Here is a 26,424-nt window from a genome sequence, read left to right as displayed (position 1 = left end):
CTGTAAAGTTTCGGCATGCATGAAAGGTAAATGAAAGGTTAATGACTTAACAATCACGCAACCGAGCTACTGCAAGGCGGCTCACATAATGAGAAACATCTACCGGTTTAACGTGAGGATGAAAATGAAACGAACCCTACTCTCTGCCCTTACCGCTTCAGTTTTGTTGTTAACTGCTTTTAATACGCTGGCAGCAGAAGTCCCATCCCGCACCGAATGTATCGCTCCTGCTAAACCCGGCGGCGGTTTTGACCTGACCTGCAAACTGATTCAGGTCAGCCTGCAAGAAACCGGCGTGCTTGAAAAACCGATGCGCGTCACTTATATGCCAGGCGGCGTTGGCGCGGTGGCCTATAACGCGATTGTTGCCCAGCGCCCTGCCGAAGCGGGAACGGTGGTCGCATTTTCCGGCGGCTCTCTGCTGAACCTGTCGCAAGGTAAGTTTGGCCGTTATGGCGTGGATGATGTGCGCTGGCTGGCAAGTGTTGGCACCGATTACGGCATGATTGCGGTGCGTGCTGACTCGCCATGGAAAGATTTGAAATCGCTGCTCGCGGCGATGGAAAAAGATCCTAACAGCGTGGTGATTGGTGCGGGTGCATCTATCGGCAGCCAGGACTGGATGAAAACCGCGCTGCTTGCGCAAAAAGCCCATGTCGATCCGCACAAGATGCGTTACGTCGCCTTCGAGGGCGGCGGCGAGCCGGTTACCGCGTTGATGGGCAACCATGTGCAAGCGGTATCGGGCGATTTGAGCGAAATGGTGCCATATCTCAACGGCGACAAACTGCGCGTGCTGGCAGTGTTCTCTGAAGAGCGTCTGCCTGGCGAACTGGCAAAAATCCCTACCGCAAAAGAGCAAGGTTTTGACCTGGTATGGCCGATTATTCGCGGCTTCTACGTCGGCCCGAAAGTGACTGATGCGGAATATCAGTGGTGGGTCGACACCTTTAACAAGCTCCAGCAAACCGAAGATTTCAAAAAGCAACGTGACTTGCGCGGCCTGTTCGAGTTCAACATGAGCGGCAAAGAACTGGATGACTACGTGAAGAAACAAGTGACGGGTTATCGCGAACAAGCCAAAGCGTTTGGGCTTGCTAAGTAACCGGAGGCGATGATGAGCGATCGTATTTTTGCCGGGATCTGGATTGTTCTGTGCATTGGCGGCCTGTTTGTCGGCTGGCAAATTCAGAGCGAATACAGCTACGAACCCGTCGGGCCACGCCCGTTTCCCATGGCTATTCTCGGCCTGATGTTGATGTGCGCGGTGCTGTTAATTTTACGCCACCCGGATGTTGTGGAATGGCCGCATCGCCGAACGTTGCAACGCCTGGTGATTATGGTCATCAGCCTGGCGCTGTATGCCTGGACGTTTGAATGGCTCGGTTTCCCACTGGCAACGACGCTCCTCACCGCCTGTTTCGGCATGTTGTTTGGCGCGACAATTCCGGCGGCATTAATTTCCGGCGTGGTGATGGGCGGCGTGTTGTTTTACTCGTTCGACCGCCTGTTAGATGTGACCCTTCCTCTCGGCGTTTGGCTGAACTAGCGGAGAATTTACCCATGGACACTTGGTTCTATTTATCGCAGGGTTTTGCCGTTGCCCTGACGCCGGAAAACCTGATGATTGCCCTGATTGGCTGCTTTGTCGGCACCATCGTCGGGCTGCTGCCGGGCCTCGGCCCAATTAACGGCGTAGCGATTTTGCTGCCGCTGGCGTTCGCTCTGAAATTACCACCGGAGTCCGCGCTGATTCTGCTGGCTACGGTCTACATTGGATGCGAATACGGAGGGCGTATCTCATCAATACTGCTTAACGTGCCGGGGGATGCGGCTGCCATCATGACCGCGCTCGATGGCTACCCGATGGCAAAAGAAGGTCGCGGTGGCGTGGCGTTGTCCATTTCTGCAGTGAGTTCGTTTATCGGTTCATTGCTGGCCATCACCGGCATCATCCTTTTTGCTCCAGCACTGGCGCAGTGGTCGCTGGCATTTGGCCCTGCGGAATACTTTGCCTTAATGGTTTTTGCCATTGCCTGCCTTGGCAGCATGATGGCGCAAAATCCGCTGAAGTCGTTCCTTGCAGCGTTGATTGGTCTGGGTCTTGCCACCGTCGGAGTGGATGCCAACACCGGGGTATATCGCTTCACATTTGATAGCGTTCACCTCTCCGACGGTGTGCAATTTATTGTGGTGGTTATTGGCCTGTTCTCGGTTTCAGAAATCCTGTTAATGCTCGAGAGCACCAGCAGTGGGCAGGTTCTGGTCCGCAAAACCGGGCGCATGATGTTTAACATGAAGGAAGCCGCACAATGCACCGGGGCAACGTTGCGTTCTTCGGTTATCGGTTTCTTCGTCGGCATTCTGCCGGGCGCGGGAGCCACCATCGCCAGTGCCATTGCCTATATGACCGAGAAGAAAATCAGCGGTAATAGCGAAACCTTTGGTAAAGGCGATATTCGCGGCGTGGCCGCGCCGGAAGCGGCAAACAATGCTTCGGCCTGCGGTTCGTTTATCCCGATGTTAACGCTGGGTGTTCCAGGTTCCGGCACCACGGCGGTGATGATGGGCGCGCTGACGCTTTACAACATCACGCCAGGCCCGGCCATGTTTACCGAGCAGCCGGATATCGTTTGGGGATTGATTGCGTCACTGCTGATTGCCAACGTGATGCTGCTGATTATGAATATCCCGCTCATTGGCTTCTTTACGAAGATGTTGAGTATTCCACTGTGGTTCCTGGTGCCTGCAATTGCTGCCGTTTCTGCGGTGGGCGTTTATGCGGTACACAGCACCACTTTCGACTTGCTGTTGATGGTCGGGCTGGGTGTGCTGGGTTATATCCTGCGGAAGATGCACTTCCCGATGTCGCCGCTGATTCTGGGTTTTGTTCTCGGGGAAATGCTCGAGCAAAACCTGCGTCGCGCGCTGTCTATCAGCAACGGCGGGTTGAGCATTCTGTGGGAAAGTGGCGTGGCGAAAAGCCTGTTGATTATGGCGATTGTGGTTATCGTTGTGCCGCCGGTTCTGCGTTTGATTCGCCGCCATCGTAATAAATCAGTATTAGAATCAGGTTTGTAGGTCGGGCAAACGCAGCGTCCCCGACATTAAATCAAGCGGGTGGGTCTAAATTTTAGCCACCCGCTTTACCCATAACGTTAATTGCAAACGCGAAATCTTAATCCCGCCCTGCTTCATCTCATCCGGCAAACGCAGCCAGCGCACGGGCTGCTGAAAACGCGCCACTTTGCCCTGTAGCCATTCGGTCAGCAGCGATATATCAAAATCTTCATCGGCTTCAACGACCGCCACCGGGCGATGGCCGAATTCGGGATCATCAACCGGGACGACAAACGCCAGTCTGACTGCCGGGTGCTGCGCGATAACGCTTTCAATTTCTTCCGGCTGGATCCCTTCTCCACCGCTGAAAAACAGGTTGTCGAGACGGCCAATAATTGTCAGCCGACGGCCATGTAAAACGCCACGATCGCGGGTGGCAAACCAGCCTTCCGCATTCACCAGCGGCTGCACAACGCCTGATTTCCAGTAACCTGAAGCCAGGCTGCTGGCACGAATCCACACTTCTTCATCAACGACTTTAACTTCGCGACCCGGCAATGCTTCGCCAACATCCGGCAACCCGTCAGCGCGTTTAGCGCACACCGTTGATGCCAGCTCCGTTAAGCCATAACCACACCAGCAATTGATCCCTTTTTCCTGTGCCGCCTGAGTGAGTTCAACGGGAATAGCCGCCCCACCCAGTAACACTTCGCGCAACGCCAGGCGAGATGAGCGCTCCAGCAAACGCCAGAGTTGCGTCGGGACGAGAGAGGCGTGAGTGCAGCCTTGCAGCGCTTCATCCAACGGGTGTAAATCACGCACCACCATGCAACCGCCTGCCAACAACCAGCGCCACAAAATACCCTGCCCGGAGACATGGAACAGCGGCAATGAAAGCAACCAGCTATCGCTCGCACCATAGTTCATTACCGCCAACACCCCAGCGGCGCTGGCAAGATGCGCCGCAACGGTATGCACCGCGGCTTTTGGCAAACCCGTGGAGCCAGAGGTCAGCGTCATCGAGGCAAATCGCGAGGGCTGCCACTCGGCATGATAATCCTCGCCTTCCACCCACGTTAACGTATTTATATGCGCAACGGTGAGCGGTGAGCCGAAAGTAAGCGCATGGCTAATGGTCAGCTCAGGAAGTAATTGCTCAAGTAATGAATCTGGTAATTGCGGATTAAGCGGTAAAACACGCGCCCCACATTGCAATAACGCGAGGAACGCCAGCACCATTTCCGGGCTGTTTTTCGAGCGCAGCACGACGCCTTGATCCGCACGCAAACCTTGTTGCTGGAAACCGCCTGCCAGCCGATCAACACGCTGGCACAACTCGCGCCAGGTCAGGCTTTCATGCCCTAACGTCAGCGCGAGTTGACTACCGTGAATTTGCGCCCAGTGTTGCCACGGAAAATCTTGAAAACTCATAACACTCGCTCAAGGGATTCCAGTGACCAGCACGGAAGCGGGCTATTTGGCCATTCGCGCACTAACTGCGCCTGCATCAACGACAGCGTATCCAGGCCGGGTAAAGTTTGCGGCGTTAACCACGCGGCAATTCTCGCCAGTTGTGTCAGGCCGAGGCTTGATTCAATCGACGAACTGATGACCGCCGTCAACCCCAGCGCATGGGCTTGCTCGACCTGTTGACGAACTTTCGCCAGGCTGCCGGTTAAAGTGGGCTTGATAACGACCGCACTCAGCCCCGGTTCGGCGGCAAATTCAAAATCAGGTTCACGCAGGCTTTCATCCCAGGCGATGGCGATACCGGTTTCACGAGCAAATTCGCGCGACTGCTCGCGTGTTTTGCACGGTTCTTCGATAAACGCGATGCGCGGGCGGAAATCCGGGTTCACATATTTGGCGAACTGCTGCGCTTTGAGCGGTGTCCATCCACGGTTCGCATCAAGACGCAAACGCAAATCAGGCATCGCTTCGAGCAACAAATTGACCACCATGCCATCGCGCACAGCTTCGTACAGACCGACTTTCACCTTGGCGATTTTCTCGCCGGGAATAGCGGCAAGCATGGCAAACAGTTCGTCTGGATCGCCGGTACACAGCGGCGCGGCGCGGTAATCCGCCTGCTGTGGCAATTCACCGCTGATTTCCGCCAGCGCGCAACTCAGACCAAATGCCACCGACGGCATTTCAGGCAATTCGTCATTGTGGCCCGTTTGCCAGGTCTGTAGCCAGGCCTGCGCCACGCTTTGCGCCTCTTCGAGCGTTTCTGCGCTAAAACCCGGCAACGGTGAAATCTCACCGCAGCCTTGTTTGTCGCCGTCTGTCAGGCGCACCAGCAGACCGTCACGCGTTTTCAGACGCCGATCACGCAGCACCACACCCGCATCCATCGGCACCTGAAAGCGCCACAGTTCGACGCGACGCATTACGGATTCCGTTTAAATTTGCTGAAGTCCGGCTGGCGTTTTTGGTTGAACGCGTTGCGGCCTTCCTGACCTTCTTCGGTCATGTAGAACAGCATAGTGGCGTTACCCGCCAGTTCTTGCAGACCCGCCTGGCCGTCGCAATCGGCATTCAGCGCAGCCTTCAGGCAACGCAGCGCCATTGGGCTGTTTTGCAACATTTCACGACACCAGCGCACGGTCTCTTTTTCCAGGTCGGCATTCGGCACCACAGTGTTGACCAGGCCCATATCCAGCGCTTCTTTCGCGTCGTACTGGCGGCACAGGAACCAAATTTCACGGGCTTTTTTCTGGCCGACGATACGCGCCATGTAAGAGGCACCCCAACCGCCATCGAACGAACCGACTTTCGGGCCAGTCTGGCCGAAGACCGCGTTTTCAGCGGCAATAGTCAGGTCGCACATCATGTGCAGCACGTGACCGCCACCGATGGAGTAACCAGCAACCATCGCCACAACCGGTTTTGGACAGGTACGAATCTGGCGCTGGAAATCGAGCACGTTCAGGTGGTGAGTGCCGCTTGCATCCTGATAGCCGCCGTAATCGCCACGTACTTTCTGGTCGCCGCCTGCGCAGAAGGCTTTTTCGCCTTCGCCGGTCAGAATGATGGTGCCGATATTGTCGTCATATCGAGCATCAGCCAGCGCATTGATCATTTCTTTCACGGTCAGCGGACGGAATGCGTTGCGGACTTCCGGGCGGTTGATGGTGATTTTCGCAATGCCATCGGTAGATTTGTGATAACGAATATCGGTGTAACCTTCCGAGCAATCCTGCCATTCAATTGGGGCATAGAGCATTTGTTCATCTGGATAAATCATGGTGTTTCCTCGCCAGGTTTTCGCAATAAGTTGAGCAGGCAAGCACTGAATGCGGCCGGGTTTTCCCGGTGCGCATTGTGGCCTGCGGCAGTAATAAGATGTGGTGTCTGGCCTGAGCTTTGCGCCACGGCACGGAACTTGTCGTCCCACTCACCACAGATGTAGTAAAAAGGCTGCGGTAATTGTTGTAGCGCGGCCTGCAAATTGGGCTGATTTCCTAATGACGTTGCTTCAAGCATAGCAGCGAGACTTAACGCATTATTCTGGCTGCGAACAGCAATGAGTTCGCGACGCTGCTCATCATTGAGCGAATGAAATACCGGCTGTTGATACCAGTCTGCAAGCACGTCTTTTAGGGGGGCGGTACGCAATCGCTGCGCCCAACGCTGGTCGCTGGATTGCCTTTCAGCACGCGCATTTTCATCCGCAAGGCCGGGGTGACTCCCTTCAACAATCAAACCCTGCAAACCCGCATTTTCACCCTGACAGGCGTGGTAAATTCCCACTCGCCCGCCAAGTGAATAGCCAATCAGCCAGTATTTTAGGATGTTGTAACTAATAAGGGTTTTACGCAGTAATTCATCAACGTGTTGAAAGTTTTCGACCGAAATATCCGCAGATTTTCCGTGACCGGGTAAATCAATGTGCAGTTGCGGCCAGTCGGTGAAGTTGTCACTGAGAGGTTGCCACTCTTGCTGGCAGCCTAAAAAGCCGTGCAGCCAGACCAGGCATGGCAAATTTGCATCTCGCCCTTCACGAAAAACCGCATGTAAAATCATGCCTGGCTGACCTGCGCCAGCAAATGCTGCAACGTTTGCGCACCGTCAGTTTCACCCACCGTCAGCTCGATAACTGTCGCGTGAGGCATACGCCAGGCATGGTCTACGGCAGTTTGTAATTCGTCCCAACTTGCCGGGTTATGGTAACTGAGACTAAACATTGCCGCGGCGTGGGCAAAGTTGACGTTTTGCGGCATGCAGTAGAAGCGCTCGCGCTCAGCGGCAGGCGTTGGCAACAATGAGAAAATTTGCCCACCATTGTTATTCACAATCAGCAGCACAAACGGCGCGGAGACTTCACGTAAAAGTGCCAGCGAGTTCATGTCGTAAAGCGCTGAGAGATCGCCCACAATGGCCATCGTCGAGCGTGCCGTCGCGCGTTGCACCCCCGCCGCCGTTGAGAGCAAACCATCAATACCGCTTGCGCCACGGTTGCTGTAAACCGGATACCCCGCAGGCAATTGTGCGAAAGAATCCACCAGGCGAACAATCAGGCTATTGCCGACAAATAGTTGCCCGGCATCCGGTAACAATTCAGGCAGGCGCGCGGCGACTTGCGCTTCGCCAAATTCAGTCGTGCCTTTCTTCACCGCCTGCTGCGCGATTTTTGCCAGCGTGGTTAATTTTTCATCCCACGCCATGCGTTTCTCAGCCGGATGCAGCTCCAGCCACTCGCTAATATCACACGATAAGCGGCGGCCACGATGGTTTGCCGCGTCGAGTCGGCCGGGTAGATTATCCACCAGCCAGTATTCTTCAGGCTCACAGGTCGCTTGCCATTGCAGCACGCGTTTTCCGGTCAGGCTGCTGCCGAACTGGATAATAATTTGTGCTTCGGCAAGTTCAGTCACCGCCTGGCTGTTGCTTAACCATAAATCCGCACAGGGCAACGGTTGACCCGTTTGCGAGAGCACATCGCCAATCAGTGGCCAGCCGAGCATTTTTGCCCATGCGGCAACGTGTTTTCCTTCTTCGGCATTCAAACGCCCAGCTACGACCACACCGCGTTTTTGCCGCCAGAAAAACCAGTCGCGTTGTTTCACCGCTTCTTGTGCGGAGCCGGTGCGCAGCCAGGGTTTATCACTTTGCCACCAGTCACCCAGCGCCTGTTGCCAGCTCATGCCGGTTTCATCAGGTTCGCCGTATAACGGTTCGGCAAAGGGACAATTGATGTGAACGGCACCGCCCGTTTGCTGGCCGAGTGCGTGATCTATCGTCGAAACCAACCAGCGAGCGGGAATATCCTGCGTTGGACGCGGTAAGTTAATCGAGTCAGTGGGATGGGAGCTAAAAATTCCAGGCTGGCGGATGGCCTGATTAGCACCGCAATCAATAAGTTCCGGTGGACGATCGGCGGTGAGAACCACCAGTTTTTCACCCGTCAAACCGGCTTCAATGATGGCCGGATAGAGGTTTGCAACTGCCGTGCCGGAGGTCACAATGATGGCGACGGGAGCCTGACTGGCTTTTGCCAGGCCTAATGCCAGATGCCCTAAACCCCGCTCATCAAAGTGCGTATGGCAAATAAAAGCCCTGTTTTCGGCCGCGCCAAGCGTCAGCGGCGTAGAACGCGAACCCGGCGCGATGCATACATGGCGCACGCCGTGGCGAGTTAGCGCTTCAAGGATTACCGTAGCCCAACGGCGGTTAAACGAGCTTATCGACATAGTTCAGTCCTGAGTCAATTTTGCTGACTCATTATAATTATTGTTGAGATGAATATTTTGATGTGGGTCGGTAATAGCATTTAGAACGTTGTCTTCGTCAGTAGCGTTCGTAATCCAGCCGCTTTATTTTCTATTTCCTGCCATTCTTCCGCTGCGTCTGAACCCGCGACAATGCCCGCTCCGGCGTATAATCGCACCATGTTATTGGTGACTTTTGCCGAGCGTAAGGCGACACAGAATTCCGCCTGGCGCTGAGATATATACCCGGCGGATCCTGCATACCATTCACGTTCAAACGGTTCGTATTGGGTAATGAATTGATGCGCCACATCCCGAGGCAAACCTGCAACGGCGGCGGTGGGTTGCAACAAAGCCAGGCATTGCGCATCGTCAGGCTTCGCAAGTTCTGTCCAGATGCAGCGACGCAAATGCTGCACCTTTCGCAGCCGCACAATTTGCGGGGGAGAACATCAATCGCGCCCACGGATTTTTGCAGGCGCTGGCAAATATCTTCCACAACCAGCATGTTTTCACGCTGATTTTTATCGTCTTTTAACAGCCATTGCCCGAGCGACCAGGCGCGATGTTCATCCGGATGGTTAGAGACGGTTCCCGCTAATGCTTCGGTACGTAATGCGCAATCGATTCGCCGCCAAAGCCGCTCCGGGCTTGAGCCGAGGAACGCATGGCTGGCATCAAATACCATCAGAAAATGATAGCAGTTCAGGTTTACCCGCCGACTCGCCGCCATAAAACCCGCCGCAGAAACTGCCGAGGTAAATTGCAAATCGGTGACTCTCGCCAGCACCACTTTATCGAGTTCGTGCTGTTCTATCGCCGTCGTCGCTCGCTCGATAAGCTGATGCCATTCGGGCTGAGTCGGAATGTGTTGTTCGCCCACGCAGTTTAAACGCTGCGAAGGCAGCAGTTTGGCAGGCAACAGTTGTTCGAGGAAGTGTCGCGCCTCACGTGCATCATCTTGTAAGGAAGTTTCACTATACAAATGAAGATAAAGATAAGCACTGCCACCAATGCGTCGCCACTCAAGACGTGGGAGGAATAAACAGCTTGTCGTGGGCGAAAACGCATTTACGCCAGTGATACGAAGTGTGGGCTGGTCAGCATAATCGTTGAGAAATGCGCTGGCAGCATCTAAGGTTTCGAAGTTTCGCAACGCGCCAAGTGCCGCAATTTCATCATCACCATTGCGCTGTTGCCAGTAAAATTGGGGATACAGGCGTTGGCTGGTCAACCACGCGAGAGCATCCGAGGCATCACTCAGACTTATAGCAACGGAGAGTTGTTCTAAGCCCGGCGCATCCGCAAATTCTGCGTTCAATGCAAGCTGTAACTGTTGCAGCGCGACGACAACTGAATTCACGTTTACCTCACCTTCCCTGAAAACCCCTGATTATACGTGGTCATGGCGGCAAAAAAAAATCCCACCCAATGGGTAAGATTTTCTTTAATCGGCACACGGTGAAATTATGCGCCGATTCTAAACTAGCGCCTGGCTAATAAAAGCCCTAGTACCAGGCCTGCCGCCGCCCCCACACCCACTCCTTGCCATGGTTTTTCATGGACATAATCATCAGCGCGATAAACAGCTTTTTTTGCACGATAGTAGTAATTATCAGAAGCACTACTCACCCGCGCTTTGACCTCACTGAGCGCCTGTTCGGCTCGTTCTTTCAACTCAATGTACTTTTGGTCTGCCGGATCACCTGAGGAACGCAGCACTTCTTCTAACGTTTCACTCAGCAAAGTTAAATCATCATCAAGACGAGATTCATACGGTTGCATTACTGTTCTCCGTGTTTAAAAAATGCTCGTCCGCTAACTATAGACAATGCTAATGCTTTTCGCTCATTGATTCATGATTCGCTAAACATGGATGTGTAATGCCGATGCCGACTCCAACTTATCTTCAGCCATAAAAAAACCGCCAACAAGTGGCGGTTTCTTCTCATTTCGGCAAACTCAGTAAAAATCACCGGATGCGGCTTCGGCTTGCGCCATCCAGACTGGTTTTTCACTGGTTTTTGACCATACGCGATGCAGGTAGCTGTAAAAGCGGGAACGATCTTTCCAGAACAGCATCACTGGCAACGCCAGGACACCTGCCAGAACCACGAAAGTGCGACGCAGGAAGACCTGATGCAGTGGATAGTCTTTGTATAAGCTCATAATGCCTCCCTTAAATTGTGACCGGTAGCAAACACCGGGAAAATAGAACTTGTCATCTGGCTAAAATAGTATCGCATTGCCTGAAAGTTTACTACTCCTCCGACCACTTAAAGTCACTTTTTGCCACTAATTTACAATCCCGGCTGTAATTAAGTTACAAAAAGGTTAAATAAATACTAACCATTGGTTAATTAATGGCTTTCGCCATTTTTATACTTTTTTTACACCCTGCCCTGCGACTTTTACGACATCTTTGCACTGAAACTTTCACACTGATTCCAATTCCTTATAACTACCGAGGTGGATTGTGAGTGCAGGTCTGATAGCCGGTGTGGTGCTGGTCTTTATGCTGTTGGGATATTTAATTTATGCCCTGATCAATGCGGAGGCGTTCTGATGGCCGCTTCCGCATTTTTACTGATTGCCAGTTTCCTGTTGGTGCTTTTTGCCCTGGCAAAACCTCTGGGTAGAGTGCTGACGCGCTTCATTAATGGCGAGCCGTTGCCTGTTCTGGGGAAAATGGACTCGCTGTTCATAAAACTACTGGGAGCCGACGCCAGCCAGGAGATGAGTTGGAAGCGGTATCTGGCGGCGATCCTTGCCTTTAACGTTTTTGGTCTGGTGCTGCTGTTCGTCATTTTGCTAACGCAAGGGAGTTTGCCGCTTAACCCGCAGCAATTGCCTGGGCTTTCCTGGCATCTGGCGTTAAACACCGCCGTCAGTTTTGTCTCCAACACGAACTGGCAGTCCTACAGCGGTGAAACCACGCTGAGCTATTTCAGCCAGATGGTCGGTTTGACGGTGCAAAACTTCTTATCCGCGGCCACCGGTATTGCCGTGGTATTTGCGCTGATCCGCGCATTTTCCCGTCAAAGCACTCACACGCTCGGTAACGGCTGGGTCGATTTGACTCGCATCACGCTTTACATTTTGCTGCCGATTTCACTGCTGATTGCGCTGTTCTTTATCAGCCAGGGCACATTGCAAAACATCGCGGCGTATCAGCCGTTCACCTCGCTTGAAGGCGTGCAGCACGTGTTGCCGATGGGCCCGGTCGCTTCGCAAGAGGCTATCAAAATGCTCGGCACCAACGGCGGCGGGTTCTTTAATGCCAACTCTTCGCACCCGTTCGAGAACCCAACCGCCCTGACCAACTTTGTGCAGATGCTGGCGATCTTCCTGATCCCCACCGCGCTGTGTTTTGCCTTTGGCGAAGCCGTCAGCGACAAACGCCAGGGACGCGCCATTTTATGGGCGATGGCGGTAATTTTTGTGATTTGCGTAGTGGTGGTGATGTGGGCCGAAACTAGCGGGAATACGCATTTCACGCTGCTCGGCGCGGACAGCAATATCAACATGGAGGGCAAAGAAAGCCGCTTCGGGATATTGGTCAGTAGCCTGTTTTCTGTGATTACCACCGCTGCTTCCTGTGGTGCCGTTAACGCGATGCATGACTCCTTCACGGCACTTGGCGGCATGATCCCAATGTGGCTGATGCAAATTGGCGAAGTAGTGTTCGGCGGCGTTGGCTCCGGTCTGTACGGCATGTTGCTGTTCGTCTTACTGACGGTGTTTATCGCCGGGTTGATGATTGGCCGCACGCCTGAATATCTCGGTAAAAAAATTGACGTTGCCGAGATGAAAATGACCGCCATGGCGATTTTGGTTACGCCCACTTTAGTGCTGCTCGGCACCGCACTGGCGATGATGACGGACGCCGGTCGCGCGGGAATGCTCAACCCCGGCATTCATGGCTTTAGCGAAGTGTTGTATGCCGTCTCGTCTGCGGCCAATAACAACGGCAGCGCGTTTGCCGGTCTAAGCGCCAATACGCCTTTCTGGAACGTGCTGCTGGCGGTGTGCATGTGGTTTGGCCGCTTTGCGGTGATTATCCCGGTGCTGGCTATTGCGGGTTCGCTTGTCACTAAAAAGTCGCAGGCGGCAGGCATCGGCACCTTACCCACCCACGGCCCGCTGTTTATCGGCTTGCTGATTGGCACGGTGCTGTTAGTCGGTGCGCTGACCTTTATTCCCGCCCTCGCTTTAGGCCCGGTTGCGGAACACCTTTCCTTTGTGAATTTGTGATTAAGAGGCTTCCATGAGTCGCAAGCAACAGGCGCTATTTGAACCATCGCTGATTCGTCAGGCGCTGATAGATTCCGTTAAAAAGCTCACACCACAAGTGCAATGGCGCAACCCGGTGATGTTTATTGTTTGGGTGGGGAGCGTGATGACTACCGCTCTGGCGATTGCCATGTTCAGTGGAAAACTTCCCGGCGATGCGCCATTCACCGCCGCCATTAGCGTATGGCTTTGGTTTACGGTGCTGTTCGCAAACTTTGCCGAAGCGCTGGCTGAAGGCCGTAGCAAGGCCCAGGCTAATAGCCTGAAAGGGGTGAAGAAAACCAGTTTTGCTCGTAAGTTACGCGCCCCGCATCATGACGCGCAGATAGACCATGTGCCTGCCGCAGATTTACGCAAAGGCGATATCGTGCTGGTTGAAGCGGGCGATATTATCCCGTGTGATGGCGAGGTGCTGGAAGGCGGCGCATCGGTGGATGAAAGCGCGATTACCGGTGAGTCCGCGCCGGTGATTCGTGAGTCAGGCGGTGACTTTGCCTCCGTGACTGGCGGGACGCGCATTCTTTCCGACTGGCTGGTGATTCAGTGCAGTGTGAACCCTGGCGAAACCTTCCTCGACCGCATGATAGCGATGGTGGAAAGCGCCCAGCGCCGTAAAACGCCGAACGAAATCGCGCTGACGATTTTACTGGTCGCACTCACTATCGTCTTTTTACTGGCAACGGCAACGCTTTGGCCATTCTCGCAATATGGCGGCGTGGCGGTGAGCGTCACGGTGCTGATTGCCCTGCTGGTTTGCCTGATTCCGACCACTATCGGCGGGCTGCTTTCAGCCATTGGCGTGGCGGGTATGAGCCGTATGTTGGGTGCAAACGTGATTGCCACCAGCGGGCGTGCCGTAGAAGCGGCTGGCGACGTAGATGTTTTGCTGCTGGATAAAACCGGCACCATTACGCTTGGCAACCGCCAGGCTTCAGATTTCCTTCCGGCTCCCGGTATTGATGAAAAAACATTGGCCGATGCGGCGCAGCTTTCGTCGCTTGCCGATGAAACACCTGAAGGCCGCAGCATTGTGGTGCTGGCAAAACAGCGCTTTAACCTGCGCGAACGTGATGTACAAAACCTGCATGCCACCTTTGTACCATTCACCGCGCAGACCCGGATGAGCGGCATTGATATTCAGGACCGCATGATTCGCAAAGGTTCTGTCGATGCAATTCGTCGCCACGTTGAGGCCAACGGTGGTCATTTCCCGCCGCAGGTGGATAATCTCGTCGAAGGTGTTGCCCGCGCTGGCGGTACGCCGCTGGTTGTCGCGGAAGGCGCCAACGTACTCGGTGTGATTGCCCTGAAAGATATTGTTAAAGGTGGCATTAAAGAGCGCTTTGCGCAGTTACGCCAGATGGGGATTAAAACCGTGATGATTACCGGTGATAACCGTCTGACCGCAGCTGCGATTGCCGCCGAAGCGGGTGTCGATGATTTTCTCGCGGAAGCGACACCGGAAGCCAAACTGGCACTGATTCGTCAGTATCAGGCGGAAGGTCGTTTAGTGGCGATGACCGGCGACGGCACCAACGATGCCCCGGCGCTGGCGCAAGCAGATGTGGCGGTGGCGATGAATTCCGGCACCCAGGCGGCGAAAGAAGCCGGCAACATGGTGGACCTGGACTCCAACCCTACCAAATTGATTGAAGTGGTGCATATCGGCAAACAGATGCTGATGACCCGTGGCTCGCTGACCACATTCAGTATCGCCAACGATGTAGCGAAGTATTTCGCGATCATTCCCGCCGCGTTTGCCGCGACTTACCCGCAGTTGAATGCGCTGAACGTGATGCACCTGCACTCCCCGACTTCGGCGATTTTAAGCGCGGTGATTTTCAACGCCCTGATCATCATCTTTTTGATTCCACTGGCATTACGTGGCGTGAGCTACAAACCGCTAAGTGCCGCTGCCATGTTGCGCCGCAATCTGTGGATTTACGGGCTCGGCGGCTTAATTGTGCCGTTTATTGGCATCAAAGCTATCGACCTGGTGCTGACCGTGTGTGGCCTGGTTTAAGAGGAAAAACAAATGACTATTTTACGTCCCGCTATACTGTTACTGATTTTGCTGACCCTGATTACAGGCGGACTTTACCCGCTTTTGACCACACTTTTAGGCCAGTGGTGGTTCCATGAGCAGGCCAATGGTTCGTTGATTATTCAGGCCAACGAAGTACGCGGCTCCAGGCTGATTGGGCAAAACTTCACCGAGGCTAAGTATTTGCAAGGTCGCCCTTCTGCAACCGCAGAAACACCTTATAATCCAATGGCCTCTGGCGGCAGTAATTTGGCAGGAAGCAATCCAGAATTAGATAAACAAATTACCGAACGTGTCGCGGCATTAAGACAGGCAAATCCGCAAGCCAACCCGGCGGTTCCCGTTGAGCTGGTTACTGCGTCGGCCAGTGGTCTGGACGGGCAAATTTCACCAGAAGCCGCAGCCTGGCAAATTCCTCGTATCGCTAATGCGCGCAATTTGCCCGTTCAACAAGTGGCGCGCCTGGTAGCAGAAAATACCACTCACCCGCTGGTTGGTTTTATCGGTAAACCAGTGGTGAATGTGTTGTTGGTTAACCTGGCGCTGGATGCTCTCCAGGCACCATAAGAGAAAACTGCCGGATGACGCTGCGCTTATCTGACCTACCCGGTCGCGAGCAAGCGCCAGCGTCATCCACCAAAAAGGATTTGATATGTCTCAGGAACCGCTGCGCCCTAATCCAGATAAATTGCTGGAGCAGGTCAACCGCCCATCGCGCGGCAAGTTAAAGATTTTCTTCGGCGCGTGTGCCGGCGTAGGGAAAACTTACGCCATGCTTCAGGAAGCGCAGCGGTTGCGAGGACAAGGGCTAAATATCCTGATTGGCGTGGTAGAAACTCACGGCCGCCAGGAAACTGCCGCGCTGCTGAACGGGCTGAATATTCTGCCTGCAAAGCGGATACACCATCGTGGGCGCTGGGTTCAGGAGTTTGATCTCGACGCGGCGCTTGCACGTAACCCGGCGCTGATCCTGATGGACGAATTGGCGCACAGCAATGCGCCCGGTTCGCGCCACCCTAAACGCTGGCAAGATGTGGAAGAGTTGCTCGACGCCGGAATTGATGTGTTCACCACCGTCAACGTTCAGCATCTTGAAAGCCTGAACGATATTGTTGGTGGCGTGACGGGAATTCAGGTGCGCGAAACGGTACCCGACCCGATTTTTGACGCCGCCGATGAAATCGTGCTGGTCGATTTGCCGCCTGATGATTTACGCCAGCGCCTGCACGAAGGGAAAGTGTATATTTCAGGCCAGGCCGAACGCGCCATCGAGCACTTCTTCCGTAAGGGGAATTTGATTGCCTTACGCGAACTGGCCCTGCGCCGCACCGCCGACCGCGTTGATGATCAAATGCGTGCCTGGCGTGATAACCAGGGCGAGGAAAAAGTCTGGCACACGCGAGATGCCATTTTGCTGTGTATCGGCCACAGTTCCGGCAATGAAAAACTGGTGCGCACCGCCGCGCGCCTGGCGGCAAAACTAGGCAGCGTCTGGCACGCCGTTTACGTCGAAACCCCGCAGCTTCATCGGTTACCTGAACATCAACGTCGCGCTATTTTGGCCTCGCTTCGCCTGGCGCAAGAGTTGGGGGCAGAAACCACCACGCTTGCCGATCCGGCAGAAGATAAAGCGATTTTGCGTTACGCGCGCGAGCATAATCTCGGCAAGATTATTATCGGCAGACGCACAACACGACGCTTCTGGAGCCGGGAATCCTTTGCCGATCGTTTAGCCCGCCGTGCGCCAGACCTTGATCTGGTGATTGTCGCCCTTGACGATAAACCCTCTGCCGTCTCTCCTTCCGCCCAGGACACTCGCAGCTTTAGCGAAAAATGGCGTGCGCAATTGCGCGGCTGTGGCGTCGCCGTCGCCCTTTGCGCGGTAACGACGTTTATCGCGAATCAATGGCTGATGGGTTTCGATGCCGCTAACCTGGTGATGCTTTATTTGCTGGGTGTGGTGATTGTGGCGCTGTTTTATGGCCGCTGGCCTTCGGTACTGGCCACCGTTATTAGCGTACTGAGTTTCGATTTATTCTTTATTGCTCCTCACGGCACACTAGCGGTTTCTGATATCCAGTACCTGTTAACGTTCGCCGTTATGCTGACCGTTGGCCTGGTTATCGGGAATCTCACGGCGGGCGTGCGCTATCAGGCGCGCATCGCTCGTTATCGCGAGCAGCGCACACGCCATCTTTATGAGATGTCTAAAGCCCTCGCCGCAGAACGTACGCCGCAAGATATAGCCGCGACCAGCGAACTGTTTATCAAAAATAGTTTTCACGCCCGCGCCCAACTTTTACTGCCGGATGAGACCGGCGTTTTAGTGCGTGCTAATGGGCAGAGTGAACCGCAAAACTGGGACGAAGCCATTGCCCGCTGGAGCTTTGATAAAGGCCAGCCCGCAGGTGCTGGGACCGATACTTTACCCGGCGTGCCGTATCAAATTCTGCCGCTGAAAACGCCGGAAAAAACACTCGGCTTGCTTATCGTCGAACCCAATAATTTACGCCAGTTGATGATTCCTGAGCAGCAGCGGCTGCTGGAAACTTTCACCCTGCTGACGGCGACAGCGCTGGAAAGATTTTTGCTGACCGCAAGTGAAGAACAAGCCCGGCTTTCGAGCGAACGCGAGCAAATTCGTAACTCGCTGCTCGCCGCCCTTTCGCACGATTTGCGTACACCTCTGACAGTGTTGTTTGGGCAGGCGGAAATTCTGACTCTGGATCTGGCATCTGAAGGCTCTAAACATGCGCCGCAAGCCAACGATATTCGCCAGCATGTGCTCAATACCACGCGCCTGGTCAACAATTTGCTGGATATGGCGCGGATTCAGTCCGGTGGATTTAATCTGCGCAAAGAGTGGTTAACGCTGGAAGAGGTGGTCGGCAGCGCGTTAAAAATGCTGGAGCCTGGACTGGGCGGGCGACATATTGATTTGGACTTGCCTGAACCTCTGCTATTGATTCATGTTGATGGCCCGCTCTTTGAACGGGTGCTGATAAACCTGCTTGAGAATGCGGCAAAATACGCAGGCTACCAGGCCAAAATTGGCATTCGCGCGCAAGCTCTGGCTGATAAGCTGGACGTTGAAGTCTGGGACAGCGGGCCGGGTATTCCTGTTGGCCAGGAACAAAAGATTTTTGATAAATTCTCCAGGGGTAACAAAGAGTCGGCAATCCCAGGCGTAGGTTTAGGGCTGGCAATTTGCCAGGCGATTGTTGAAGTCCACGACGGAAAAATTATTGCGGCTAATCGGGTGGAAGGCGGAGCCAGTTTCCATGTTATTTTACCCCTTCCCCCGCCGCCCGAACTTGCTGAGATGAATGAGACGCTGTGATATCCGTTCTGATAGTTGAAGACGAAAAAGAGATCCGCCGTTTCTTGCGCACCGCGCTGGAGGCGGAATCATTACGCGTCCACGAAGCCGAGACGCTGCAACGCGGTTTGCTTGAGGCCGCGACACGCAAGCCTGATTTAGTGATTCTCGACCTCGGTTTACCCGATGGCGACGGCATTGATTTTATCCGTGATTTCCGCCAGTGGAGCCAGACGCCGATTGTGGTGCTTTCCGCGCGTAGCGATGAGCAAGTGAAGATTGACGCGCTGGATGCCGGAGCTGATGACTATCTCAGCAAACCGTTTGGGATCGGTGAACTGCAAGCGCGACTGCGTGTCGTCCTACGTCGCCATGCAAGCCTTGCGCAGCCCGATCCGGTTTATCAGTTTTCAAATATCAGCGTTGATCTCGCCAACCGTCGCATTACCCGCGATGGCACCGAAATCCACCTCACACCTATCGAATTTCGCCTGCTTGCTACCCTGCTCAATAACCATGGAAAAGTGCTGACACAGCGCCAGTTGCTCAACCAGGTTTGGGGGCCAAATGCCGTGGAACACAGTCACTATTTGCGCATTTATATGGGACATTTGCGCCAGAAGCTGGAAAGCGATCCGGCGCGCCCGGCGCATTTGTTGACGGAAACGGGGATTGGTTATCGGTTTATGTTGTAGATTCTACAAACAATAAAGGCACCTCAACGGCGCCTTTTTCAGTTCTACGAATTACTTCGCGTTTTTCAGCACTTCGCTGACAATCTCTACCGCTTCTTTCTCAATTTGCAGGCGGTGTTCCGCGCCTAAGAAACTTTCGCAATAGATTTTGTAGGCATCTTCAGTACCAGACGGACGGGCTGCAAACCAGCCGTTGTCGGTCATCACTTTCAAACCGCCAATGGATGCGCCGTTACCCGGAGCTGCCGTTAAGCGTGCGGTAATCGGGTCGCCTGCCAGGGTGCTGGCGCTCACCATTTCTGGGGAGAGTTTAGACAACGCCGCTTTCTGCGCAGAAGTGGCAGAAGCTTGCAGACGGTTGTAGCTAGGCGCGCCGAAACGGGCTGCCAGTTCGTCATAATGCTGCTGCGGATTTTTGCCGGTAACGGCAGTGATTTCGGCCGCCAGCAAGCACATGATGATGCCGTCTTTGTCGGTAGACCACGGAGTGCCGTCGAAACGCAGGAATGATGCCCCGGCGCTCTCTTCGCCGCCAAAACCGAAGCTGCCATCAAACAAACCATCAACAAACCATTTGAAACCAACCGGTACTTCTACCAGTTTACGGCCTAAATCGTTGACCACGCGGTCAATCATTGCTGAAGAAACCAGCGTTTTACCGACTGCAACGTCTTTGCCCCACTGTGGGCGATGCTGGAACAGGTAGTTAATCGCAACTGCAAGATAATGGTTCGGATTCATCAGACCAGCAGGCGTGACGATACCGTGGCGGTCGTAATCCGGGTCGTTAGCAAATGCCAGATCGAATTTGTCACGCAGCGCCAGCAAACCCGCCATTGCGCATTCGGAGGAGCAATCCATGCGGATAGCGCCATCTTTATCCAGATGCATAAAGCGGAAGGTTTGATCGACATGATCGTTAACAATCGTCAGATCCAGATTGTAGTGTTTCGCTATGCGCTGCCAGTATTCGATACCGGAACCGCCGAGCGGATCAACACCCAATTTCAGACCCGATTTCTGGATGGCGGCCATATCAACGATGTCCACCAGCCCTTCGATAAACGGCTGCACCAGATCTTGTTCTTGTACGTGACCGCTTGCCCAGGCTTTATCCAGAGAGATGCGTTTTACATCTTTCAGACCCGCGGCCAACAATGCGTTGGCGCGATCTTCAACCACTTTGGTGACGTTGGTATCAGCCGGACCACCATTTGGCGGATTGTATTTGATACCACCATCTTCCGGCGGGTTGTGCGAAGGCGTGATGACAATACCATCGGCCAGTGCGCCACCGTTTTTGTTATGCGTCAGAATAGCGTGCGAGATGGCAGGCGTTGGCGTGTAGCCATTTGCCTGTTGCACAATGACATCCACACCGTTTGCAGCCAACACTTCGAGCACGGAGATAAACGCAGGTTCAGATAACGCGTGGGTATCTTTGCCAACGTAGCACGGCCCGGTAATGCCATTTTTTGCACGATCTTCAGCAATCGCCTGAGCAATCGCCAGAATGTGAGGTTCATTGAAACTATGACGTGCCGCACTACCACGGTGGCCGGAAGTTCCGAACTTCACCGCGTGTTCGCTATTCCCCACTTCAGGCTTCAGCACGTAATACTGGGCCGTCAGTTGGGCTACGTTAATCAAATCGCTCTGTTGTGCCGGTTGTCCTGCACGAGGGTGGTTAGCCATTGGCCTTTCCTTCTGACGCGAGGTGTTAAATTGTGCCGCAAACCTTTTCAATCAATTCCGCCGGGAATTGCATTGATTGCATGATGTGTTCGATCATGCTGCATTTACGGCCTGTATTGGTATTGGTGATAACCCAGTATGGCGTACCTGGGACATGCTTAGGTTTGGTCTGGTTACCGTTTTGCAGCAGCGTTTGCTCGTTACCTGCAAAGTAGACACGGGTGCGACCGTGAAGCGACTCGGTCGCTTCACCAAAAGCATGAGCATCTAAGGTATACAGAGTCGAAAGCACCATCATGAAACGGTTAACGGCTTTCTTTTGCTCCGCATATTCATCAGACAGCAGCAATTCACGCACCGCACGAACACGATCGCGTGCTTTGTTTACAGGTTTGGCTTCCGGGGCAGGTGCAGCAGTTGCCGCCGTCTGGCCGGTAGATGCAGGTGTAGCAGGAGTTTGACCGGCGGTAAATTTCAACATGCGCCGTAAAATATCGGACGCGCTTTCACCAATGTGCTGCGTGTGGCTGGCAATGTAGCGATAGAGCTCGTCATCAACTTCAATTGTTTTCATCTTAATCCAGTGCGATATCTTTTCTGAATACAAGTTGTTGGGATTATAAGGACAAATCCCAACCTCGGGTAGCGCCAAGCTTTTGTCACCCCACAAAGTCAGACTAAACTGGAAATTTGCGGCAGTGCGGCAGAATGCCGTTATGATACCCTAACCTCACGAAGTAAAAAAAAAGAACTTTGCCATGAAATTGAATGCTCGCCTGCAAACTGCGCAACAATTGACTAGTAATTCTCCCATCGTCCTTATTCACGGTCTTTTTGGTAGCCTTGATAACCTCGGCGTGCTGGCCCGTGACCTTGGACAGGATCATTCGCTATTGCAGATTGATCTGCGCAATCATGGGTTATCGCCGCGTAGCGAAGAAATGAACTACTCTGCGATGGCGCAGGATGTGGTTGAAACACTTGATGAATATGGCATTAAGAAAGCCATTATTATCGGCCATTCTATGGGCGGGAAAGTGGCAATGGCGTTAACCGCCATCGCCCCGGAACGTGTTGATAAATTAGTGCTGATTGATATCGCCCCGGTGGATTATCAAGTGCGTCGCCACGATGAGATTTTTGCAGCGATTAATGCAGTTACCGAGGCAGACGTTAAAACTCGCCAGCAAGCCGCCGTCATTATGCGCGAGCATCTTGATGAAGAGGGCGTGATTCAGTTTTTGCTGAAATCCTTTGCCGATGGCGAATGGAAATTCAATGTGCCGGTGCTGTGGGAGCAATATGAGAATATTGTCGGATGGAAAAACATCCCTGCCTGGAACGAACCGGCGCTGTTTATTCGCGGGGGTGCATCTCCTTATGTTGACGAATCTCACCGCGAACAGCTGCTTTCGCAGTTCCCACAGGCCCGTGCGCATGTGGTTGCCGGTGCTGGTCATTGGGTTCACGCCGAAAAACCTGATGCTGTTTTGCGCGCAATTCATCGTTATATTGATGAATCCGCAGCAAACTGATTAAAAACAAACCGACTGGCCGCAAGTTGCGGCTAACGCGTTGGCGCGCAAGCCATGCTGATGTATGATTGCGCGCTAAATTGCGCCAGAGCACCCCGCTCAGTGCCACCTGAATTCCCTGTCAGTAGTCTAATCATGGCAAAAGAACAAACGGACCGTACTACATTAGATCTGTTCGCGGACGAGCGTCGCCCGGGGCGACCAAAAACAAATCCGCTAACGCGTGATGAGCAATTGCGTATCAACAAACGCAATCAACTCAAGCGCGATAAAGTACGCGGCCTGAAGCGAGTGGAGCTAAAGCTCAATAACGATGCGGTAGATGCTCTCAACCAACTGGCTGAAGCGCGCAATATCAGCCGTAGTGAGCTGATTGAAGAGATACTACTCGCACAACTGAAGCAGCATCTCAGTTAGTTTTAGTGCTATGTCCTGGTATGCAATGTTGCAGTCTGTGCACACCGGGGCGATAGCAGTTTCCGCACCACGAAGTGTTCTGCTATGATTGCCCTATCTGTGGCCAAATAGCAGCCACCATACCATTAAGTATCAAGAGGTTATTTTACTCATGGCAATCGTAGGCATTTTTTTCGGCAGCGACACTGGTAACACCGAAAATATCGCGAAAATGATTCAAAAACAGCTCGGTAAAGAAGTTGCTGAGGTGCATGACATTGCTAAGAGCAGCAAAGAAGACCTGGAAGGCTTCGATATTCTGCTTCTCGGCATCCCAACGTGGTATTACGGTGAAGCACAATGCGACTGGGATGATTTCTTCCCGACGCTGGAAGAAGTTGATTTCAATGGCAAACTGGTTGCTCTGTTCGGCTGTGGCGACCAGGAAGATTACGCAGAATACTTCTGTGACGCGTTAGGTACTATCCGCGACATCATTGAGCCACGCGGCGCAGCTATCGTCGGTCACTGGCCAACTGCGGGCTACCATTTCGAAGCCTCTAAAGGCCTGGCTGACGACGATCACTTTGTCGGTCTGGCTATCGATGAAGATCGTCAACCAGAACTGACGGCTGAACGCGTTCAGAAATGGGTCAAGCAAGTTTCTGACGAGCTGAACCTGGCTGATATCATCAACGCCTGATTCTGGATGTGACGCAGCTTTTAAACGGGTTGCGTCACATTGATAGATATTATCGATTAAAATAATTGCTACAAATTTTTAACTTTTCAGTTTGTCCCTGTACAATGACCTCCTGATCAAAAAGCTAGCAAGGCAAACAAATCGCGACTCAGCCGCCATTTTTTAGCTTGATTATGCATAATACTTGCGGTTCCCATTTAGAAGTGGCAGTTCTATAATGAGACGCATTCATCTTAACGCTCACCCTGAGTCCGAGCGAATCGTTAAGCAACAGGACAATTTCCGCATGACTGACAATAATACCGCATTAAAGAAAGCCGGCTTGAAAGTCACGCTTCCGCGATTAAAAATCCTTGAAGTGTTGCAGGGGCCGGTGAACCACCACGTCAGTGCGGAAGACCTCTATAAACGTCTGATTGATATGGGTGAAGAGATTGGTCTCGCCACCGTATATCGTGTACTCAACCAGTTTGATGATGCAGGCATTGTGACTCGTCATAATTTCGAAGGCGGCAAATCCGTATTCGAACTGACGCAGCAGCATCACCATGACCATCTGATCTGTCTGGATTGCGGCAAGGTTATTGAATTCAGTGATGATTCAATCGAAGCCCGCCAGCGCGAAATCGCAACACGTCATGGCATTCGTCTGACTAACCACAGCCTGTACCTTTACGGTCACTGCGCTGAAGGTGATTGCCGTACTGATGAAAACGCACACGAAATCAGCGAAAGGTAATCCGTATATTCTGGCTTCTGATTCAGGAGCCATGCATAAAAAAACCGGTGAGGACACTCACCGGTTTTTTTATGGCTTACGCACTACCATTATTTGTTGTTAGCGCGAATCTCTTGCCAGATTTTATCGCATTTAGCTTTTACCGCCTGATCATTACCCGTGCGGGTCGCCTGAATACAGTTCTGGTAATCCAGGGTACGAACCGTTTCTTTCTTCGCGAAATCCTGATGCTCTTTTTCCTGAGCCAGTACATTCAACACGCTTTGGCAGGCCTGAATTTTATCCGGATTACCTTCTGCGGTGTTAATACAGGCGCTATACGCTTGTTTTAGTTTCGTATCTTCCGGAGCCGTTTTAGGTTGTTGCTGCGCACACGCACTCAAACCTAACGCCATCACCACTGTCAGAACGATTTTTTTCATGCTTGATATCCTTAAGAAAACCGGGCGTTTTCACGCCCGGATTCGAATCAGAAGATGGTGAACGGTGCGATAACAATGAATTTCACGTCACGCTCATCCTGGAAGATGTTGCCGTAACCACCGCCCCAGCTTGGGATGTCGGAATGGTTGTCGTACTGAGTGAAGTGCAGTTTGAACAGAGTGCCTTTCGCACGGCCATCCTGAACGGTATACAACGCATCAAGGCTGTACGCAGATTCTTTCAGGCGGTTATCCGCATCGTAGTAACCGTCTGTGGTTGGTTTGGAGCTTGGTTTGGCATCCCATGCGTAAACATAAGAAGCGCCCACCGCCCAACCCGCAAGATTCCAGTTGCTCAGGTCATACATCGCGCCTGCAAATACCGCTTTTTCACCGTTGGCGTTGAAGTCAGAGCGGTTATCCCACCACACATCAAGACGACCGTTGGAAGAGGCGTAGGTTGGCGTCATACGCTGTAGGAAGTAGCCCTGTTGGCCATCAGCCTTAACCATGGTTCCTTCAAGGCGCAAATCAACCTGGCCGACTCTGTATCCGAGAGTCAATGCCTGCAACCATGCGGTGCCGTCGTACAGATCGTTCACACTACCGTCAGAAACTTTGTCACGCGTGCCGTAGAACTGGTAGCTGGTGGTTAACGGGCTGCCCGCGATATCAAATTTGTAGCTCGCCTTAGTGAAATACTGATCAACATAACCTTCAGCCTGGCCAAATGCGGCCTCAAGAATCAGGTTATTTTTGAAGTCATATTTCGCGCCAAGTGAATGTAAGTATTCAACTTTGGTGTTCTTATCGTTCTGATAGAACTTGTCCATTTCCAGGTGCCACGGAGCTTTATACTCGTTGGTCCACATGTAGGAGAAGCTCAACGCACCAGAATCGCCATAGTCAAAGTTTGCACCAGCTTCTGCGCCCTGGTAAGTACCAGGCATGAAGCTCCAGTGTGGTGCTAACAGAGTTTGACCGGTTGGCTGAATGTAACCACCACGCGCCCATACCGGGCCGTATTTGAATTTAGCCGCTGCTTTATAGAGGCTGATGCCGCTCTTATCGCCGGAATAATCTTCGTCATAAGCTTTGTTAGAAGAGGAGAATGCGATTTCGTTTGGGTGACCGCTGTTAGCGTTTTCTGCCATTTCGATAGCAGTAAAGGCCGCAACGTCCAGACCAAACATGTCTGCGGCATAACCTGACTGGAAGTCCAGGTTTGCGTTCCATGTGGAGTGCGCAAGGTTAGTTTCGTATTTACCCGTTGTGACGTCTTTACGGTCACGCTCACGCTGCCAGTAATAAACGCCGCCGGTCAGCGTTGAATCATCAATAAAACCTGCTGCCGTTGCCTGAGGGATGACCACTAATCCTGAAAGAGCCGTAACACCTGCGATTGCAAGCGCCAGCGCACTACGTTTGCCACTAAACGTACGCATAGAAAATTCCTCTTTGACGAATAAATAATCGCTGGACGTTAAAAGACGTCATGTAGCGAAAAAAGTAAAAATGCCTAACGGCTAAAGCGGTTATGAATATTTGCCCGCATTACTGCTTCCTTAAGACTATTTTTCGCGACGCGAATTATCAACGACTTTGTAAGAGTTCATTCCGATATTATGACAGAGAGCACATAATTTATGAGTATTTGTAACAAATGACGACTCAAGAGTTTTATCTGGATAATTGAAATTATTAACATACAAAACTCTACATGAGAGCGCTCACATAATTAAACAAAGAATTATTAATGTTCCGATATTGACCGTGAAAATTTTGCAGTGAGGAGCGCAAATAACATTA

At 52.8% G+C, this 26,424-nt stretch carries 24 protein-coding genes and 1 pseudogene; 13 read left to right on the top strand and 12 right to left on the bottom strand.

What is annotated here, in order from left to right:
* Positions 1–124: 124 nt before the first annotated feature.
* The 3 genes from AC0IWZ_RS05325 to AC0IWZ_RS05315 are packed head-to-tail and all read left to right on the top strand — an operon-like array spanning position 125 to position 3,081.
* Positions 125–1,105: a Bug family tripartite tricarboxylate transporter substrate binding protein gene (locus AC0IWZ_RS05325; protein WP_471677931.1), complete on the top strand. Its 981-nt coding sequence runs from the start codon at positions 125–127 to the stop codon at positions 1,103–1,105.
* Between the two features lie 12 nt (positions 1,106–1,117).
* Positions 1,118–1,549 carry a tripartite tricarboxylate transporter TctB family protein gene (locus tag AC0IWZ_RS05320; protein WP_034494066.1) on the top strand — a complete coding sequence of 144 codons (432 nt, stop codon included), beginning with the start codon at positions 1,118–1,120 and terminating at the stop codon, positions 1,547–1,549.
* 14 nt (positions 1,550–1,563) lie between these two features.
* Positions 1,564–3,081, top strand: coding sequence for a tripartite tricarboxylate transporter permease (locus AC0IWZ_RS05315; protein ID WP_034494065.1), 1,518 nt, complete (start codon positions 1,564–1,566; stop codon positions 3,079–3,081).
* Between the two features lie 45 nt (positions 3,082–3,126).
* Here AC0IWZ_RS05315 and menE read toward each other — a convergent pair whose 3' ends face one another.
* The 8 genes and pseudogenes from menE to AC0IWZ_RS05275 all read right to left on the bottom strand — a co-directional run bounded on the left by menE (position 3,127) and on the right by AC0IWZ_RS05275 (position 10,943).
* A complete protein-coding gene (gene menE / locus AC0IWZ_RS05310) occupies positions 3,127–4,491 on the bottom strand; it encodes an o-succinylbenzoate--CoA ligase (protein WP_471677933.1) in 1,365 nt (454 codons plus the stop codon).
* Positions 4,488–5,453 (bottom strand): o-succinylbenzoate synthase, encoded by a 966-nt coding sequence (menC, locus tag AC0IWZ_RS05305; RefSeq protein WP_471677934.1) that lies wholly within the window; start codon positions 5,451–5,453, stop codon positions 4,488–4,490. The genes menE and menC overlap by 4 nt, the downstream gene beginning before the upstream one ends.
* A complete protein-coding gene (gene menB, locus AC0IWZ_RS05300; protein WP_034494062.1) occupies positions 5,453–6,310 on the bottom strand; it encodes a 1,4-dihydroxy-2-naphthoyl-CoA synthase in 858 nt (285 codons plus the stop codon). The genes menC and menB overlap by 1 nt, the downstream gene beginning before the upstream one ends.
* Positions 6,307–7,089, bottom strand: coding sequence for a 2-succinyl-6-hydroxy-2,4-cyclohexadiene-1-carboxylate synthase (menH, locus tag AC0IWZ_RS05295; RefSeq protein ID WP_471677936.1), 783 nt, complete (start codon positions 7,087–7,089; stop codon positions 6,307–6,309). The genes menB and menH overlap by 4 nt, the downstream gene beginning before the upstream one ends.
* The gene (gene menD, locus AC0IWZ_RS05290) at positions 7,086–8,756 is read right to left on the bottom strand and encodes a 2-succinyl-5-enolpyruvyl-6-hydroxy-3-cyclohexene-1-carboxylic-acid synthase (RefSeq protein ID WP_471677938.1); all 1,671 of its coding nucleotides are present in this window, start codon (positions 8,754–8,756) and stop codon (positions 7,086–7,088) included. The genes menH and menD overlap by 4 nt, the downstream gene beginning before the upstream one ends.
* An 80-nt stretch (positions 8,757–8,836) precedes the next feature.
* Positions 8,837–10,137: pseudogene (menF, locus tag AC0IWZ_RS05285) on the bottom strand (isochorismate synthase MenF).
* A 122-nt stretch (positions 10,138–10,259) separates the two neighbouring features.
* Entirely contained in the window at positions 10,260–10,559 is a 300-nt protein-coding gene (gene elaB / locus AC0IWZ_RS05280; RefSeq protein WP_172895213.1) for a stress response protein ElaB, read from the bottom strand.
* 177 nt (positions 10,560–10,736) lie between these two features.
* Positions 10,737–10,943: a YbfA family protein gene (locus tag AC0IWZ_RS05275; protein WP_034494057.1), complete on the bottom strand. Its 207-nt coding sequence runs from the start codon at positions 10,941–10,943 to the stop codon at positions 10,737–10,739.
* Positions 10,944–11,250: 307 nt separating this feature from the next.
* On the opposite strand from AC0IWZ_RS05275, the gene kdpF reads away from it, so the two are divergent.
* The 6 genes from kdpF (at position 11,251) to kdpE (ending at position 19,125) form a co-directional block, all read left to right on the top strand.
* Positions 11,251–11,340 (top strand): K(+)-transporting ATPase subunit F, encoded by a 90-nt coding sequence (gene kdpF, locus AC0IWZ_RS05270; RefSeq protein WP_081908377.1) that lies wholly within the window; start codon positions 11,251–11,253, stop codon positions 11,338–11,340.
* On the top strand, positions 11,340–13,028 hold the full coding sequence (kdpA, locus tag AC0IWZ_RS05265) for a potassium-transporting ATPase subunit KdpA (RefSeq protein WP_471677940.1): 1,689 nt from the start codon (positions 11,340–11,342) through the stop codon (positions 13,026–13,028). The genes kdpF and kdpA overlap by 1 nt, the downstream gene beginning before the upstream one ends.
* A 13-nt stretch (positions 13,029–13,041) precedes the next feature.
* Positions 13,042–15,090: a potassium-transporting ATPase subunit KdpB gene (gene kdpB, locus AC0IWZ_RS05260; RefSeq protein WP_471677942.1), complete on the top strand. Its 2,049-nt coding sequence runs from the start codon at positions 13,042–13,044 to the stop codon at positions 15,088–15,090.
* Between the two features lie 12 nt (positions 15,091–15,102).
* Positions 15,103–15,678 carry a potassium-transporting ATPase subunit KdpC gene (gene kdpC / locus AC0IWZ_RS05255; RefSeq protein ID WP_034494054.1) on the top strand — a complete coding sequence of 192 codons (576 nt, stop codon included), beginning with the start codon at positions 15,103–15,105 and terminating at the stop codon, positions 15,676–15,678.
* A gap of 85 nt (positions 15,679–15,763) precedes the next feature.
* Entirely contained in the window at positions 15,764–18,451 is a 2,688-nt protein-coding gene (kdpD, locus tag AC0IWZ_RS05250; protein WP_471677944.1) for a two-component system sensor histidine kinase KdpD, read from the top strand.
* Complete coding sequence (kdpE, locus tag AC0IWZ_RS05245; protein WP_034494051.1) at positions 18,448–19,125, top strand: two-component system response regulator KdpE; 678 nt, start codon at positions 18,448–18,450, stop codon at positions 19,123–19,125. Before kdpD ends, kdpE begins: the two co-directional genes overlap by 4 nt.
* 51 nt (positions 19,126–19,176) lie before the next feature.
* On the opposite strand, the gene pgm is transcribed toward kdpE, so the two are convergent.
* Together pgm and seqA are read right to left on the bottom strand one after the other, a co-directional pair.
* On the bottom strand, positions 19,177–20,820 hold the full coding sequence (gene pgm / locus AC0IWZ_RS05240) for a phosphoglucomutase (alpha-D-glucose-1,6-bisphosphate-dependent) (RefSeq protein WP_034494049.1): 1,644 nt from the start codon (positions 20,818–20,820) through the stop codon (positions 19,177–19,179).
* 25 nt (positions 20,821–20,845) lie between these two features.
* Positions 20,846–21,394 carry a replication initiation negative regulator SeqA gene (seqA, locus tag AC0IWZ_RS05235; RefSeq protein ID WP_034494048.1) on the bottom strand — a complete coding sequence of 183 codons (549 nt, stop codon included), beginning with the start codon at positions 21,392–21,394 and terminating at the stop codon, positions 20,846–20,848.
* Between the two features lie 184 nt (positions 21,395–21,578).
* Between seqA and ybfF the strand changes: the two genes are divergently transcribed.
* The 4 genes from ybfF (at position 21,579) to fur (ending at position 24,193) form a co-directional block, all read left to right on the top strand.
* Positions 21,579–22,355 (top strand): esterase, encoded by a 777-nt coding sequence (gene ybfF, locus AC0IWZ_RS05230; RefSeq protein ID WP_034494046.1) that lies wholly within the window; start codon positions 21,579–21,581, stop codon positions 22,353–22,355.
* A 135-nt stretch (positions 22,356–22,490) separates the two neighbouring features.
* Positions 22,491–22,772: a LexA regulated protein gene (gene ybfE, locus AC0IWZ_RS05225; RefSeq protein ID WP_034494044.1), complete on the top strand. Its 282-nt coding sequence runs from the start codon at positions 22,491–22,493 to the stop codon at positions 22,770–22,772.
* Between the two features lie 151 nt (positions 22,773–22,923).
* Complete coding sequence (gene fldA / locus AC0IWZ_RS05220; protein WP_034494043.1) at positions 22,924–23,454, top strand: flavodoxin FldA; 531 nt, start codon at positions 22,924–22,926, stop codon at positions 23,452–23,454.
* A gap of 286 nt (positions 23,455–23,740) precedes the next feature.
* Positions 23,741–24,193 carry a ferric iron uptake transcriptional regulator gene (gene fur / locus AC0IWZ_RS05215; RefSeq protein ID WP_034494041.1) on the top strand — a complete coding sequence of 151 codons (453 nt, stop codon included), beginning with the start codon at positions 23,741–23,743 and terminating at the stop codon, positions 24,191–24,193.
* 89 nt (positions 24,194–24,282) lie between these two features.
* Here fur and chiQ read toward each other — a convergent pair whose 3' ends face one another.
* Both chiQ and chiP read right to left on the bottom strand, forming a co-directional pair.
* Positions 24,283–24,615: a ChiQ/YbfN family lipoprotein gene (gene chiQ, locus AC0IWZ_RS05210; RefSeq protein ID WP_034494040.1), complete on the bottom strand. Its 333-nt coding sequence runs from the start codon at positions 24,613–24,615 to the stop codon at positions 24,283–24,285.
* 47 nt (positions 24,616–24,662) lie between these two features.
* On the bottom strand, positions 24,663–26,060 hold the full coding sequence (gene chiP / locus AC0IWZ_RS05205; RefSeq protein WP_034494039.1) for a chitoporin ChiP: 1,398 nt from the start codon (positions 26,058–26,060) through the stop codon (positions 24,663–24,665).
* Positions 26,061–26,424: the final 364 nt, after the last annotated feature.

Source organism: Buttiauxella sp. AC142 (assembly GCF_979253435.1).
This window is presented reverse-complemented; position numbering and strand designations above follow the sequence as displayed.